Source organism: Luteimonas granuli (assembly GCF_007795095.1).
In the GTDB taxonomy this organism is placed as follows: Bacteria; Pseudomonadota; Gammaproteobacteria; order Xanthomonadales; family Xanthomonadaceae; genus Luteimonas; species Luteimonas granuli.
Genome location: NZ_CP042218.1, coordinates 2,093,899 through 2,108,350 on the forward strand (window position 1 = coordinate 2,093,899; position 14,452 = coordinate 2,108,350).

The window sequence follows — 14,452 nt, forward strand, 5'->3', positions numbered from 1 at the left end:
CACTGCAGATCCCACCACCGCCGGCCCCCCCCGCCGGAGCCCCCCTGTCGGCCGCGCTGGGCGGTTCGCTGCGCGCGCGGATCGCCGGATTCTGGCGCTGGTGGACTCAGGCGCTGTCCACCTGGCTGCCGCTGCGACTGCGCGAGCTGTTCGGGCTCGCGCGCGAGCGCCTGCTCCTGCAGCCCGCCGGCGAGGGCCTGCGCATCTCGGTCGAGGGCGCGGACGGCGTGAGCCCGCTGGCGGAGCTGCCGCAGCTGGCCGAGGGCGTGGGTGACCCGCTGGCCTCGCTGCTGGTGCAGCGGGTGGCGAGGCTGCCGCGCTGGCTGCTGCTGCCCCCGGACGCGGTGCTGCGTCGCCGCCTGCCGCTCCCCGCCGCCGCCGGCGATCGGCTGCGCGAGGTGCTCGGCTTCGAGATCGAACGGCAGACGCCGTTCCAGGCGGCGTCCGTCGAGTACGACGCCCGCGTCCTCGGTCGCCGCGGCGACGGCCAGGTCGAGACCGAACTCGTGGTGGTGCCGCGCCCGGTGCTCGAGGCCCGGCTGGCCGCGCTCGGGGCCGCGGCCACGACCCTGACCGGGGTCGATGTCGACGCCGGCGACGGCGAGGCGCTCGGCGTGAACCTGCTGCCGGGTGCCCGCCGCCATCGCCGAGTCGACCCGTGGCTGCGCTGGAACCTGGTCCTGGGCGCGGTGGCGCTGGCCGCCACCGTCGCCGGCTTCTGGCAGATGCTGGACAACCGCCGCGCGGCGGCGGACGCCTTCGAGGCGGAGGTCGGCCAGGCCGCCGAGCGTGCCCGCGGCGCCTCGGCCCAGCGCCAGGCCCTGGTCGACCTGGTCGAGGGCATGGCCTTCCTGCAGGCCGCGCGCGCCGCGCGTCCGACCACGGTCGAAGTGATGGACGAACTGGCCCGCCGCCTGCCCGACTCGACCTGGCTGGAGAAGCTCACCATCGAGGACACCCGGATCCTGCTGATCGGGCTCAGCAACGAAGCGCCGGCGCTGGTGCAGCGGCTCGAAGGTTCTCCGCTGTGGCGCTCGCCGGCGCTGGCCGGCGCCCTGCAGCCGGACCCGCGCAGCGGCCGCGACCGCTTCACGCTGACCGCGGAGCTGGTGGTCGCGCCGACCGCCGGGCAGACTCGGGAGAGCGCACGTGCGCGAAGCAATCCCTGACCGCGATCGCTGGCTGGCGCTGGCGATCCTGGCCGGTGCGCTGGTGCTGGCGTATCTGCTGCTGGTGCATCCTTGGTGGACCGTGCCGATGCGCGAGGTCGGCGAGCGCATCGATGGCCTGCAGCAGCGCGACCTGCGCGTGCGCATGGAGCTCGAGCAGGCGCCGGAGGTGCAGGCGCGGCTCGCGGAAGCGCGCGAGGTCGCCGCGGGCGCACCCGGCTTCATGGCCGAACGCAGCACCGAGCTCGCAACCGCGGCGCTGATCGCGCGGCTGGAGACGGTGGTCCTCGAGGCCAGCCCGCGCAACCGCAGCTGCGTGATCCGCAACCGCTCGCCGATGAGCGAGCCGCGCCCGGGCCGTTTTCCGCGCGCCGTGGTGCAGGTGCGGCTGCTCTGCGGCCAACCCGAACTGACCGCGGTGCTGCATTCGCTGGAAAGCGGCTCGCCGCGACTGTTCGTCGACAACCTCAACGTGCTCTCGCCCCGCATGGGCTTCGGCGGCATCGACGGCGGCGCGCAGGGCGCGGGACTGGACGTCACCTTCGATCTCTACGGCTACCTGCAACCGATCGTGGCGCCGCCGGGCGCCCCGGGAGGCAACGATGCCGGTTGAGTCCGCGGGCGCGCGCACCTGGCTGCTGGCGGCGGTGGCGCTGTGGGCGCTGGCGACCTGGCTGCTCGGCCTTGCCGGCCTCGGCGGACGCATCGAGCGCCTGCCGCCGGATCCCGGGCTGGTACAGGACCTGCCCGCGATGGTGCAGCCCGGCGACGGGCGTCCGGGACCGCTGGCGCAGTACACCGAGTCCCGCGACCGGCCGCTGTTCGCGCCCGACCGCAGGCCGCAATCCTTCGTCCTCGATCCGCAGGCGGAAGACGCCCCCGCAGGATTCGAGTACGTGCTCACGAGCGTGCTGATCAGCCCCGGGCTCGAGGTGGCGATCGTGCGACCCGCGCAGGGTGGAGAGCCCGTGCGCCTGAAGGTGGGCGAAGCCGCCGAGGGCGCTCCCGGCTGGCAGCTGGCGTCGGTGGAACCGCGCCGCGCGGTGTTCGAGGGCCCGGAGGGCCGGCGCGCGCTCGAGCTGCGCGTGTTCGACGGCGTCGGCGGCGAACCGCCGACCCCGATCTCCGTGGTGCCGCGTCCTTCGCAGCCGCAGTCGCCCGCGTCCACGCGGGCATCGACACAGGCGCCGACACCAGGATCCATGACACCGCCCACGTCCACGCCCACGCCGGTCACGGCTCCGCCCGGCAACGGCGCGCGGCGGCCGGCTGCCGAGCCGGTGCGTGGCGAGGGCGCCAACGGAGTGCCGGAGTCCCAGCCCACGCCCCAACCACCCACGCCGGCGCCGCAGACGGGAGCACCCGTCGACGCCTCCGGCACCCCCAGCCCCGAGGCGCAGGTGGAAGCGATCCGCCGGCGCATCGAAGAGCGTCGCGCACGCATGCGCGAACAGGGCCGGCAGGGCCAGCCCCCGGGAGGATCGCCCTAGAATGAACACGATGCCCCTGTCGATCACATGCCGGCCGGCCATTGCCGCGCTCCTCGCCACCCTGCTGGCGGCCTGCGCCTCGGTGCCTGCGCCGGAGGTGCGCCGCGACGCGCGCCCCGCGGCCCCCGTGATGCAGGTCGGGGGCGTCCCGCGCGATGCCGCGGCCGACACGGTCGCCGTCGAGGCGCTTGCCGACGGCCCGCGCCCGCGCAAGCACCTCGGCGACGGCCGGGTGATCAACGAGTCGCTCGCGGCCGCGCCGCCGCGTGACCTCGGCGGCACCAGCGGCGAGGCCACCTTCAACTTCGAGGGCGAGTCGCTGCACGCCGTGGTCAAGGTGATCCTCGGCGACATGCTCGGCCAGAACTACGTGATCGCACCGGGCGTGCAGGGCACCGTCACCCTGGCCACGCCGAAGCCGGTCGGCGCGGCGCAGGCGCTCAGCCTGCTGGAGATGGTGCTTGGCTGGAACAACGCGCGCCTGGTCTACGCCGACGGCCGCTACAACATCGTGCCCGCCGAGGGGGCCGTGGCCAGCGGCGCGGTGCCGGCGCGCACCGGTCCGGCGGGCGGCGCGCGCGGCTTCGAGACCCGCGTGGTGCCGCTGAAGTACATCTCGGCGACGGAGATGGAGAAGGTGCTGCAGCCCTATGCGCGGCCCGAGGCCATCGTCGGCGTCGACGCCGGCCGCAACGTCATCACCGTCGCCGGCTCGCGCCGCGAGCTGGAGAACTACCTGCGCACGATCGAGATCTTCGACGTCGACTGGCTCGCGGGCATGAGCGTGGGCGTGTTCCCGCTGGTCGCCGGGCGGGCGCCCGGCGTCGTTTCCGACCTCGAGAAGGTCTTCGGCGCGGAAAGCGGCTCGCCGGTCGCGGGCATGTTCCGCTTCATGCCGCTGGAGGGTGCGAACTCGGTGCTGGTGATCACGTCGCAGCCGGCCTACCTCGACCAGATCGAGCAGTGGATCGCGCGCATCGACGGCGCCGGCGGCGGTGTCCAGCTGTTCTCCTACGAACTCGACTACATCACGGCCAAGGATCTGGCCGAACGCCTGGCCGAGGTCTACGGCGGTCGCGGACGGGGCGGCAGCAACGCCGACAGCCGCCGCGGCGGCTCGCTGATGCCGGACCTGGAGCCCGTCCAGCTCAGCGACGGCGGCCTGGAGGGGCGCGGCAGCAGCGCGACCATCGGCGGCAGCCGCAGCGGCGGCCTGGGCGAGGGCGAACTGTCCCTGGAAGAGCGGGAGGGCGGCAACGCCGCGCTCTCGTTCGAAGTCGACGGCAGCGAGGTCGGCGTGTCCGCGGTGGACGAGACCAACACCCTGCTGGTCCGCTCCACCGGCCAGGCCTGGCGCTCGATCCGCGAGGTCATCGAGCGCCTGGACGTGATGCCGCTGCAGGTGCACATCGAGGCACAGGTGGTCGAGGTGACGCTCAGCGGCGAGCTCAGCTACGGCGTCAACTGGTTCTTCGAACGCGCGGTGACCGACGCCGGGCTGCCGAACGCGGTCGGCCGCACCACCTGGAGCGCGATCGCCGGCAACGTGACCGGCACCGACACAGGCGCCGGCCCCGCCGGACTGGCCTGGACCTTCCTCGGCCGCAACGCCGCCGCGATCATCAGCGCCCTCGACGAGGTCAGCGACGTGCAGATGCTGCAGACGCCGTCCATCCTGGTGCGCAACAACTACGAGGCCACGCTCAATGTCGGCAGCAGCATCCCGATCTCCTCGGTGACGGTCAATCCGGGGCTGGCGGGCGACACCGCCTACAGCCAGGTGCAGTACCTGGACACCGGCACCATCCTCAAGGTGCGGCCGCGGGTCACCCGCGACGGCACCGTGTTCCTGGACATCGTGCAGGAGGTGAGCTCGCCCACCGGCCAGCCGGACCGCAACGGCAACGTGCGCATCGACACCCGGCGCATGAAGACCAATGCCGTGGTGCAGAGCGGCGACACCGTGATGCTGGCCGGCCTGATCCAGGACTCCACCACCCGCGGCTCCACCGGATTCCCGGGCCTGAGCCGGATCCCGGTGCTGGGCGGCCTGTTCGGGCGCCAGGCGTCGAACACCACGCGCAGCGAAGTGATCGTGCTGCTCACGCCATCGCTGGTCCGTAACCACCAGGATGCGCGCGACCTGACCGACGAGTACGGCCGGCGCTTCCGTGCGCTCGAACCGCTGCAGGGGGCGTCCCACTGAGCATGGCGGACGCACAGGGCAGGGGGGTGCCCGGACTTCCAATCGTACTGCTCCCCGTGACGGTGGACGATGGCGCCCTCGACGCCTGCCTGGCCGCGCTCGATGCCGGCACGCCGGCGGGCACGCGGGTCTGGCTGGCCGACGACGCCCAGGCCGGGCCGCGTGCGATGGCGATCATCGAGCGCTGGCTCGACGGCACGCCGCTGTGCGCGGAGTACACGCGGCGGCAGCGCCGCCTGGGCGAGGTCGCCCATCTCGACGAGGCCCTGGCCGCCTGCGGTGACGCCGACGTGATCGTGCTCGCGCCCGACGCCGTCCCCGGGCCGGGCTGGGCCGGCCAGCTGGCCGCCTGCGCCGCGCGCGATCCGGCGATCGCCACCGCCACGTCCTGGAGCAACGCCGGCGAGACCGCGGCCTGGCCGCACTGCGGCGAGGTCGCGCCGGCCCCCGGAACCGCGGAACTCGCGCGCCTGGCGCGCGCCGCCGCCGACATGCCGCCTGCGCACCCGGAGCTTCCTGCGGCCGTCGACCATGCGGTGTTCATCCGCGGCCGTGCGCGCGCGAAGGCCGGCGGACTCGATGCCGCCAGCTACGCCTCCCGCTATGCCGCGCTGATCGACCTGTCGCTGCGCATGGCCGGCCTCGGCTGGCGCAACGCGCTGTGCGAGACCGCGTTCGTGGCCCGTGGCGGCGAGGGCGGCCCGGCCGAGGGCGACCTCGCCGCGCTCGCCGCGCGCTGGCCCGGCTGGCAGCCGCGGCTGGCGCGGTTCCTGATGGAGGATCCGGTGGCCGACCGCCGCCGGGAGCTGGCGCGCCGGCTGGACGGCCTGGAACCGCCGTCGCAGCACGAGCTGTTCGCGCAATGAACGCCGTGGATGCCGCACGCGCCCCGGGCGCCGACGCCATTGTCGCCGTGGTGGTCACCCACGAGAGCGGGTCGAGCATCGATGCCTGCCTGGCGCGTCTGCGCGCAGCCCCGGGCGTGGCCGGGATCCGCGTGGTCGACAACGGCTCCAGCGACGACACCCTGGCGGTGGTCCAGCGCCACGCCGTGGCCGACGCGCGGCTGCGCTTCATCGCCAATCCGGACAATCCCGGTTTCGCCACCGCCTGCAACCAGGGCGCGGCGGACAGCAGCGAGCCATGGCTGGCCTTCGTGAACCCCGACTGCCTGGTCGAGCGGGACACGTTCCAGAGCCTGCTTGCGCATTCCCGCGCGCTCGGCGGCGAGGCGCTGCTCGGCGCCGACCTGGTCGACCTGTCGGGCGTCCGCGACGGTGCCGCGCGCCGCAACGACCCCGACTTCGCGGCCATGCTGCGCGGGCCGCTGGACGCCGGCAGCGGCCGGCCGCTGGACGTGGCCGTGGACGAACGCCTGGCGCTGCAGCCGGTCGATGCGGTGTCGGGGGCGCTGATGCTGCTGCCGCGGACGCTGTTCACGCGCATCGGGGGTTTCGATGCCGGCTACCGCCTGCACGTCGAGGACCTCGACCTCTGCCGTCGCGCGCGCGAGGCCGGCGCCGTGGTGGCGGTGGCCAACGACGTCCGCGTGCTGCACCTGCGCGGGGTCTCCGCGCGCTCCCGCCCCGGCTTCGTCGAGTGGCACAAGCATCGCGGGCTGTGGCGCTACTTCCGGCGCTTCGAAGCGCCGGCGCGCGGGCCGATGGTCCGCGTCGGCGTCTGGCTCGCGGTCTGGCTGCACTGGCTTTCGCGCCAGCCGCGGATCCTGGCGGAGGCCCTGCGGACCGGCGGCCGATGACCGTTCCGCCGACCGACCCGGTTCAGTCCCTGGCGCGGCGCAGGAGGTCGCGGAGCTCGCGCGCCGCGCGCGCGGCGGCTTCGGCGTAGTCCTCGCCGGAGGAGGCGTAGAGGATTCCGCGGGAGGAATTCACCACCAGGCCGGTGCCGTCGGCGGTCGCCCCGTTGCGCACCACCGCCAGGGCGTCGCCGCCCTGCGCACCCACGCCGGGGATCAGCAGCGGCATGTCGCCGACGAGGCCGCGGATCACCTTCAGCTCCTCCGGGAAGGTCGCGCCGACCACCAGGGCGCAGTTGCCTGCGGCGTTCCACTCGCCGGCGATGGTGCGGGCGATGCGCTGGTACAGCGGTTCGCCGCCGACGTCGAGCTCCTGGAAGTCGCGGGCCCCGGGGTTGGAGGTGTGGCACAGGAAGACGCAGCCGCGGTCGGCGCGGCGCAGGAAGGGCTCGGCCGAGTCCCGGCCCATGTACGGATTCAGCGTGACCGCGTCGGCTCCGAAGCGGTCGAAGGCCTCCACCGCATACTGCTCGGCGGTGCTGCCGATGTCGCCACGCTTGGCGTCCAGGATCACCGGCACGTCCGGATGCGCCGCCTTGAGGTGCGCGAGCAGCCGTTGCAGCGCCGACTCGCCGCCGTCGTGCGCGGCGAAGTAGGCGATCTGCGGCTTGAACGCGCAGGCGTACTCCGCCGTGGCGTCGGCGATGTCGCGGCAGAACGCGAACAGTGCCTCCCCGTCATCGCGGAACGCGGCGGGAAACCTGGCCGGGTCGGGATCGAGGCCGACACAGAGCAGGCTGTCGGCCGTCCGCCAGCGGGCGCGGAGCATGTCGATGAAGTTCATGGTGCGGATTTTCCCCCAACGGCCGCGGTCGTGTCGCGTGGCGTCATGGATCCAGGCGCCGCCTCCTTGTGGTCCGCGCCGCCCGTCCCACGCACAGGGGGTGTGCTCCCCCGGCAGTCTCCGCGTCCTGCTCCCACTGCCGGCCGCCGGCCATCCATGGCCGGCTGTCCGCACACCCCCTGTGCGCGGGACGGGCTCCATCGTTCTCCGGCTTCGGGGCGGAAGATCAAGAGCGGCGGGCGGCCAGGACTCGAACGGAGCGTCTCCTCCACCACAGCGCCTCTGGTCGGGAAAGGAACCCTATTTCAACGCCTTGAAGCGCAGCCGCTTGGGGCCGGCGTCGTCGCCCATGCGGCGCCTCTTGTCTTCCTCGTACTCGCGGTAGTTGCCCTGGAAGAACTCCACGTGCGAGTCGCCCTCGAACGCCAGGATGTGGGTCGCGATGCGGTCCAGGAACCAGCGGTCGTGGCTGATCACGAAGGTGTTGCCCGGGAACTCCAGCAGCGCGTCTTCCAGCGCGCGCAGGGTCTCGATGTCGAGGTCGTTGGACGGTTCGTCGAGCAGCAACACGTTGCCGCCCTGCAGCAGGGTCTTGGCCAGGTGCAGGCGGCCGCGCTCGCCGCCCGACAGGCTGCCGACCATCTTCTGCTGGTCCTGGCCCTTGAAGTTGAAGCGGCCGATGTAGGCGCGCGACTGGATCTCGACGCCGTTGATGTTGAGGATGTCGGCACCGCCGGAGACTTCCTGGAAGACGTTGTGGTTGCCTTCCAGCGTGTCGCGGCTCTGGTCCACGTAGGCGATGTTCACCGTCGGGCCCATCTCGATCGTGCCCGAGTCCGGCTTCTCCTGGCCGGTGATCATCTTGAACAGGGTCGACTTGCCGGCGCCGTTGGGGCCGATGATGCCGACGATGGCGCCCGGCGGCACCAGGAAGCTCAGGTTGTCGATCAGCAGGCGGTCGCCGAAGCTCTTGGAGACGTTCTTGAACTCGATCACCTTGCTGCCCAGGCGCTCGCCCGGCGGGATGAAGATCTCGTTGGTCTCCTGGCGCTTCTGGTAGTCGACCGACTGCAGCTCCTCGATCCGCGCCAGGCGCGCCTTGCCCTTGGAGCGGCCGCCCTTGGCGTTGCTGCGCGCCCACTCGAGCTCCTTGGCGATCGCCTTCTGGCGCGCCTTCTCCTGCGACTCCTCGCGCTTGAGGCGGTCTTCCTTCTGCACCAGCCACTCGGTGTAGTTGCCCTTCCACGGGATACCGCGGCCGCGGTCGAGCTCGAGGATCCACTCGGCGGCGTTGTCCAGGAAGTAGCGGTCGTGGGTGACGGCGACCACGGTGCCGGAGTAGCGGGCGAGGAACTGCTCCAGCCACTCCACCGATTCGGCGTCGAGGTGGTTGGTGGGTTCGTCGAGCAGCAGCATGTCCGGCTTCTGCAGCAGCAGCCGGCACAGCGCCACGCGGCGCTTCTCGCCGCCGGACAGGTTGCCGATCTTCGCGTCCCAGGGCGGCAGGCGCAGCGCGTCGGCGGCCACTTCCAGCTGGTTCTCCAGCGTGTGCGCGTCGCCGGCGGCGAGGATCGCCTCCAGGCGCTCCTGCTCCTTGGCCAGGGCGTCGAAGTCGGCGCCTTCCTCGGCGTAGGCGGCGTAGACCTCGTCCAGGCGCTTCTGCGCCTGCAGGATCTCGCCCACGCCTTCCTCGACCGACTCGCGCACGGTCTTTTCCGGATCCAGCTGCGGCTCCTGCGCCAGATAGCCGACCTTGATGCCGGGCTGCGGGCGCGCCTCGCCGGAGAAATCGGTGTCGACGCCGGCCATGATCTTGAGCACCGTCGACTTGCCGGCGCCGTTCAGGCCCAGCAGGCCGATCTTGGCGCCGGGGAAAAAGGACAGAGAGATGTCCTTGATGATCTGGCGCTTCGGCGGAACGGTCTTGGAGACGCCGTTCATGGTGTAGATGTATTGCGACATGGGGGCTCCGGTGCAGCGTGGCCGCCGCCCTTGACCGGGTCAGGGGCGGAAACGGTGAGTGGGGATCGCTGCAATTATAGGGCCTGAGGGCCCCGTCCCAAGCCATTGCCGTGCCGCGGCATGAACGTGGCCGCCGCGAACGGCCCGGTACCGCATCCGTTCAGTCACGGCGCGTGATAGTCGTGTCACGACATTCGACCGGAGAGCCGCAATGAAGCCCAGCAACCTTCTTGGACTCGCCACCCTCGCGCTCGCGCTGGGCCTGGCTTTTGCGACCCCCGCCGAAGCCCGGGACAACGACCGCCGCGGCTACGACCGCGGCCATTCCGGCCAGGAGTGGCGCCGCGACCGCGACCGCCGCGACCATCGCCGCGACGATCGTCATGACCGCCGCGCCGATTACCGTCATGACCGCCGGTACGACCGCGATCACCGCCATGACCGCAGGTACGACCGCCGTGACACCCGCGTGGTCTACGTCCCGCGCCCGGTCGTCGTCCATCACCCGAGCGCCTACCGCGGCCCGCCCCCGTGGGCGCGCGGCCGCCACTACGGCTATGCCGGCTACGCCCCGACCTACGTCGTCAGCGATTACCGCTACTACGGGCTGCGCCATCCGCCGCGCGGCTATCACTGGCGCCGCAGCGATGCCGGCGACTTCCTGATGGTGGCCATCGCCACCGGGATCATCGCCGACGTCATCCTCGGCCGGTAGGTCTCGCCCGGGCCACGGCGCGCGAGGCGCCGTGGCTCAGCGCGCATCCACGCGGTCGCCGTCGGCCAGCGCGTTGTCGGGATGCACGACCACGCGCTCGCCGGGCGAAAGGCCCTCCAGCACCTCGACCCAGCCGCTCCCCGCCAGCCCCGTCCTCACGGGGCGCAGGCGCGACCGGCGTCCGTCGATGGCGAACACCGCGTGGCCCTCGCCGTGGCGGAAGATCGCGCCGCCCGGCACCCGCACGGTGTCGTCGTGGGCCTCCAGCACGAAGCGTGCGTTGATCCGATATGCATCGCCCAGCTGCCGGTGCTCCTCCGGCGCACCTGCCAGTTCCACGACCACCCAGACCCGCTGCTCCTCGACGCCCAGCGCCGAAACCTTGGTGAAGCCGCCCGGCTCGATGCGCCGGACGCGCCCGTGCAGCGGCGGTTCCCCGCCCCAGCGCAGCAGCTCCACCTCCATGCCTTCGCGCAGGCGCACGGCGTCGGCGGACAGCACGTCGACCTCGACCTCGAGCGCCGACGGGTCGCCGACCTCGAACAGCGGCTCGCCCGCCTGCACCGGCCGCGCGCTCTCGAAGTGCCGGCGCAGGAGCACGCCGTCCACGGGCGAGGCCAGCTCCAGCTCCATCGCGCCGCCGCCCAGGCCGCGGGCCAGCATCGCCTCGGCCGAGCGCAACTGGTATTCGGCGGTCGACTGCCGGTGGCGGGCGGCCTCGGCCTCGCGTGCGGCGCGCTGGCGCCCGGTACCCGCCTGTTCGGCGGTTTCCACGGCGACCAGGCGGTCGCGGACCAGGGTTTCGAGGCGGTCGGCCTCGGCGTCGGCCTGGCGCGCGGCGGCGGCCGCGGCGCCGGCCTCCTCGCGCGCGGCCGCCAGGGTCGAGCGTGCGCCCGCGACCCAGGCCTCCAGCGCCGCCCGCGTGCGGGCGTCCAGCGGCGCCGGCGCGGCTGCGTCCAGCACCGCGACCACCTCGCCCGCCGCGACCGTGTCGCCCGGTTCGAACCGGATCCTGCGCACGCTGGCCGACACCGGCGCGGCGATCACATAGCGATCGCGCAGGCGCGTGCGGCCCTCGGCCTCGAGCGTCGCGCGCACCGCTCCGCGGTCGACCGTGGCCGTGTCCACCTCGCGCGCGTCCGGCCACAGCGCCACCGCGAGCAGCACGAGCACGACTGCGGCGGCGACGGCGTAACGCAGGCGGCGTGGGAAGGTCATGGGGTTACTCCCTGGTCTTGAGCACGGCGACGAGGTCGAGGCGGTCCAGGCGGCGCACCACCAGCAGGCCGGCCAGCGCGGTGATGGCGAGCACGATCAGCCCGGCGATGGCGAAGCCCGAGGGTGCCAGCACCAGCGGGATCCGGTAGAGGTCGGTGGCCAGACCGCCGACCAGCAGCGCCGACATCCCCCAGCCCAGGGCGAATCCCGGCAGCAGGGCGAGGAAGGCGAGGGCCAGCAGTTCGCCGAACAGCAGCCCGCGCACTTCGCCGCGGGTATATCCGAGCACGCGCAGGCTGGCGAGTTCGCGGCCGCGCTCGGCCAGGGTGATGCGGGCGCTGTTGTATACGACGCCGGCGGCGATGCTGGCGGCCATGGCGGTGATCGCGAAGACGAAGGTCAGCATTGTGCGGGCGATGGTGTCGCGGAAGCTGCGTATGGTGGCCCCGCGGTCGGCGACCGCGGCCACGCGGGGCCAATCGCGCAGCTCACGCACCACACCGGCGCGGGCTTCGGGCGCCTCCAACGCCAGCCACGCGCCCGACAGCGCTCCGCCTTCGCCGAGCAGGCGGTTCACCGTGTCCTGGTGGGCGTAGGCGCCCAGCCCCAGATACTCGCTGACCAGGCCGGCGACCGGCACCTGCAGCGTATGGCGGTGACCTTCCAGGAATTCCACCTCGACGCTGTCTCCCGGTCGCAGCGCCAGCAGCTCGCCCAGGTGATCCGTCAGCAGCAGGCCCTGGGCGGGTGGTGCCACCGGCCGCAGATCGCGGTCGAGCACCCGCCGGAGCGTCGCCCCGTCGGGCAGGCCCTGCAGCGCGGTGCGGTATTCGCGATGGCCGTTGCGGAGGCGCACCGCGGCGGTCCGGAACGGTTCCACCGCGCTCACGCCGGGCAGGGCGGCCAGTTCCTGCGCGGCGCGTGCCGAGACCGGGTCGGTGAAGGTGACCGTCAGGTCGTCGCGCTGGGCGATGCCGAACTGCACGTCGACGATGCGATCCATCGCGCCGCCCATGAACCCGGCCATCACCAGCACGCCAATGCCCATGCCGATGCCGGCCACCGAGAGCACGGTGCGCAGCGGCCGCCGCTCCAGGTTCCGCAGGAGCATGCGCGCGGTCGGATCGAGCAGTCGGCCCAGGCCGAGGCGTTCGGCGAGCGTGGTGCGGAACGTCGAGGGCGCCTCCGGGCGCATGGCCTCGGCCGGCGGCAGCGCCCAGGCCCGGCGCAGCCCGTTGGAGGTGCCGATCGCCGCCGCCCCGGCCGCGAACGCGACCGCGGCCAGCACCAGCGAAGGCCGCAGCGACCACTGCAGGAAGGGAAAGCTGAAGTACTCCATGTACAGGTCGGCGATCGCGCGCCCCGCCCATGCGCCCAGTGCCAGCCCGGGCAGTACGCCGACCGCGGCGAGCAGCAGCGCCAGCTGGCCGTAGTGCACCGCCACCTGCCATCGCCCGTAGCCGAAGGCCTTGAGCAGGGCGATCTGCTCGCGCTCGGCGCCGATCAGCCGTCCCATCACCACGTTGAGCAGGAACGCGGCCACGCCGAGGAAGATCACGGTGAACATGCGCGACATCGCGCCGAGCTGGGCCAGCTCCCCGTCCAGCAGCTGCCAGGACACATGGTCGCTGCGGCCGTATGCGCCGGTGCCGCCGTAGGGTGCGAGCAGGTCGTCGAGGGCATCGATCACGTCGTCCTCGCGGGCGCCGCGCTCCAGCACCAGGGCCAGGTCGTTGAAGGCGCCCTCGAGATCGAAGGCGCTCGCGAGCGCCTCGCGCTGCATCCACAGCACGCCGAAGCGCTTGAAGTCGGGGAAGATCTCGCCCGGCCGCACCGGATAGATGAACTCCGGCGACAGCCCGATGCCGCTGATCGCCAGCGGTTGCCTGCGGCCGTTCAGGACCGCATCGAGAGTGTCCCCCGGACGCAGCCCGTGGGCGCGCGCGAAGGCCTCGCCGAGCACGACCTCGTGCTCGGCCACCGGCAGCGCGCCCTCGCGCAGGAAGACCCCGTTGAGTCCGGCGTCGCCCGGGCCGGGCAGGGACATGATCCGCCCCGACACGGCATCGTCGAAACCGGCCACTTCGAGGTTGGCGAAGCCGGTCACCCGCAGGTCGGCGCCGCGCACGCCGGGGAGTGCGCGCACCGCCTCGCCCAGGGACAGGGGCGCGCGCCGGGCGGAGGCGAACACCTCGGCGAAGCGGAATTCGGCGTAGTAGCGCGCGCGGGTTTCGGACAGCGCGCGGTGGTTGCCCTGGGCCATCACCATGGTGGCGATCCCTGCCACCATCACCGCCGCGATCGCCAGCGCCTGGCCGCGCAGCTGCCCGAGCTCCCGCCACAGCTTGAGGTGCAGCGCCCTCACCAGTGCAGTTCCCGTGGCGGGGCCCGGCGCGCGTTGCGCTCGTCGCTCTCGATGCGGCCGTCGCTGAGCCGGATCACGCGGTCGGCCATGCCCGCGATCACGGCGTTGTGGGTGATCACCACCGTCAGCGCGCCGATCTCGCGGTTGGTGGCCTCCAGCGCCTCCAGTACGCGGATGCCGGTCCTTGAATCCAGGGAACCCGTGGGCTCGTCGCACAGCAGCACGCTGGGCCGCTTGGCGATCGCGCGCGCGATCGCCACCCGCTGCTGCTCGCCGCCCGAGAGCTGGGCCGGGAAGTGGTCCATGCGCGCCTCGAGGCCGACCATGGCCAGCGCCGCCTCGGGCGTCATCGGGTCGTGCGCGATCTCGGTCACCAGGGCGACGTTCTCGCGCGCGGTCAGGCTCGGGACCAGGTTGTAGAACTGGAAGACGAAGCCGACGTGCTCGCGGCGGAAGCGGGTCAGGGCCGCGTCGCCGGCGCCAGTGAGCGCGTGCCCGCGGCACTCCACGGTGCCCGCGGTGGGGGCGTCGAGGCCGCCGAGGATGTTGAGCAGGGTCGACTTGCCGCTGCCGGAGGCGCCCAGCAGGACCACGAACTCGCCCTCGTGGAGGTCGAGGTCGATCCCGCGCAGCGCATGCACTTCCACCTCGCCCATGCGGTAGGTCCGGGTCAGCCCGCGGGCCCGGAACACCGCGGCCGGGGCAGGGTGGTGGTTGGCCATGGCCG

12 protein-coding genes are annotated in these 14,452 nt (G+C 73.0%); 7 read left to right on the forward strand and 5 right to left on the reverse strand.

The features are described from left to right. Positions 1-44: 44 nt before the first annotated feature. From FPZ22_RS09635 to FPZ22_RS09660, 6 genes are read left to right on the forward strand one after another with little or no spacing between them, the layout of a single operon-like run. A complete protein-coding gene (locus tag FPZ22_RS09635; protein WP_144892500.1) occupies positions 45-1,169 on the forward strand; it encodes a PilN domain-containing protein in 1,125 nt (374 codons plus the stop codon). Then, positions 1,150-1,782: a type II secretion system protein GspM gene (gene gspM, locus FPZ22_RS09640; RefSeq protein ID WP_246120684.1), complete on the forward strand. Its 633-nt coding sequence runs from the start codon at positions 1,150-1,152 to the stop codon at positions 1,780-1,782. Before FPZ22_RS09635 ends, gspM begins: the two co-directional genes overlap by 20 nt. Beyond that, the gene (locus tag FPZ22_RS09645; RefSeq protein WP_144892502.1) at positions 1,772-2,659 is read left to right on the forward strand and encodes a hypothetical protein; all 888 of its coding nucleotides are present in this window, start codon (positions 1,772-1,774) and stop codon (positions 2,657-2,659) included. Before gspM ends, FPZ22_RS09645 begins: the two co-directional genes overlap by 11 nt. A gap of 10 nt (positions 2,660-2,669) precedes the next feature. After that, entirely contained in the window at positions 2,670-4,865 is a 2,196-nt protein-coding gene (gene gspD / locus FPZ22_RS09650) for a type II secretion system secretin GspD (protein ID WP_144894106.1), read from the forward strand. Positions 4,866-4,867: 2 nt separating this feature from the next. Beyond that, complete coding sequence (locus tag FPZ22_RS09655; protein WP_144892504.1) at positions 4,868-5,731, forward strand: glycosyltransferase family 2 protein; 864 nt, start codon at positions 4,868-4,870, stop codon at positions 5,729-5,731. Further along, positions 5,728-6,624, forward strand: a complete 897-nt coding sequence (locus FPZ22_RS09660; RefSeq protein ID WP_144892505.1) for a glycosyltransferase family 2 protein — start codon at positions 5,728-5,730, stop codon at positions 6,622-6,624. Before FPZ22_RS09655 ends, FPZ22_RS09660 begins: the two co-directional genes overlap by 4 nt. A gap of 22 nt (positions 6,625-6,646) precedes the next feature. Here the strand turns inward: FPZ22_RS09660 and pyrF are convergent, their stop codons facing one another. After that, positions 6,647-7,465 carry an orotidine-5'-phosphate decarboxylase gene (gene pyrF, locus FPZ22_RS09665; RefSeq protein ID WP_144892507.1) on the reverse strand — a complete coding sequence of 273 codons (819 nt, stop codon included), beginning with the start codon at positions 7,463-7,465 and terminating at the stop codon, positions 6,647-6,649. Between the two features lie 300 nt (positions 7,466-7,765). Beyond that, the gene (gene ettA, locus FPZ22_RS09670) at positions 7,766-9,427 is read right to left on the reverse strand and encodes an energy-dependent translational throttle protein EttA (RefSeq protein ID WP_144892510.1); all 1,662 of its coding nucleotides are present in this window, start codon (positions 9,425-9,427) and stop codon (positions 7,766-7,768) included. 211 nt (positions 9,428-9,638) lie between these two features. On the opposite strand from ettA, the gene FPZ22_RS09675 reads away from it, so the two are divergent. Then, positions 9,639-10,142 (forward strand): RcnB family protein, encoded by a 504-nt coding sequence (locus tag FPZ22_RS09675; protein ID WP_144892512.1) that lies wholly within the window; start codon positions 9,639-9,641, stop codon positions 10,140-10,142. Positions 10,143-10,178: 36 nt separating this feature from the next. On the opposite strand, the gene FPZ22_RS09680 is transcribed toward FPZ22_RS09675, so the two are convergent. Genes FPZ22_RS09680 through FPZ22_RS09690 form a run of 3 tightly spaced genes read right to left on the reverse strand, consistent with a single transcriptional unit; the run spans position 10,179 to position 14,447 of the window. Further along, complete coding sequence (locus FPZ22_RS09680) at positions 10,179-11,360, reverse strand: efflux RND transporter periplasmic adaptor subunit (RefSeq protein ID WP_144892514.1); 1,182 nt, start codon at positions 11,358-11,360, stop codon at positions 10,179-10,181. A gap of 4 nt (positions 11,361-11,364) precedes the next feature. Continuing rightward, positions 11,365-13,725, reverse strand: a complete 2,361-nt coding sequence (locus FPZ22_RS09685) for an ABC transporter permease (protein WP_144892516.1) — start codon at positions 13,723-13,725, stop codon at positions 11,365-11,367. Beyond that, entirely contained in the window at positions 13,722-14,447 is a 726-nt protein-coding gene (locus tag FPZ22_RS09690) for an ABC transporter ATP-binding protein (protein WP_144892517.1), read from the reverse strand. The genes FPZ22_RS09685 and FPZ22_RS09690 overlap by 4 nt, the downstream gene beginning before the upstream one ends. Positions 14,448-14,452 lie beyond the last annotated feature (5 nt).

Coding starts and splice junctions, on each gene's coding strand:
- FPZ22_RS09645 (WP_144892502.1), top strand. CDS start 1,772: ATGCCGGTTGAGTCCGCGGGCGCGCGCACCTGGCTGCTGGCGGCGGTG.
- gspD (WP_144894106.1), top strand. CDS start 2,670: ATGCCCCTGTCGATCACATGCCGGCCGGCCATTGCCGCGCTCCTCGCC.
- FPZ22_RS09655 (WP_144892504.1), top strand. CDS start 4,868: ATGGCGGACGCACAGGGCAGGGGGGTGCCCGGACTTCCAATCGTACTG.
- FPZ22_RS09660 (WP_144892505.1), top strand. CDS start 5,728: ATGAACGCCGTGGATGCCGCACGCGCCCCGGGCGCCGACGCCATTGTC.
- pyrF (WP_144892507.1), bottom strand. CDS start 7,465: ATGAACTTCATCGACATGCTCCGCGCCCGCTGGCGGACGGCCGACAGC.
- ettA (WP_144892510.1), bottom strand. CDS start 9,427: ATGTCGCAATACATCTACACCATGAACGGCGTCTCCAAGACCGTTCCG.
- FPZ22_RS09675 (WP_144892512.1), top strand. CDS start 9,639: ATGAAGCCCAGCAACCTTCTTGGACTCGCCACCCTCGCGCTCGCGCTG.
- FPZ22_RS09680 (WP_144892514.1), bottom strand. CDS start 11,360: ATGACCTTCCCACGCCGCCTGCGTTACGCCGTCGCCGCCGCAGTCGTG.
- FPZ22_RS09690 (WP_144892517.1), bottom strand. CDS start 14,447: ATGGCCAACCACCACCCTGCCCCGGCCGCGGTGTTCCGGGCCCGCGGG.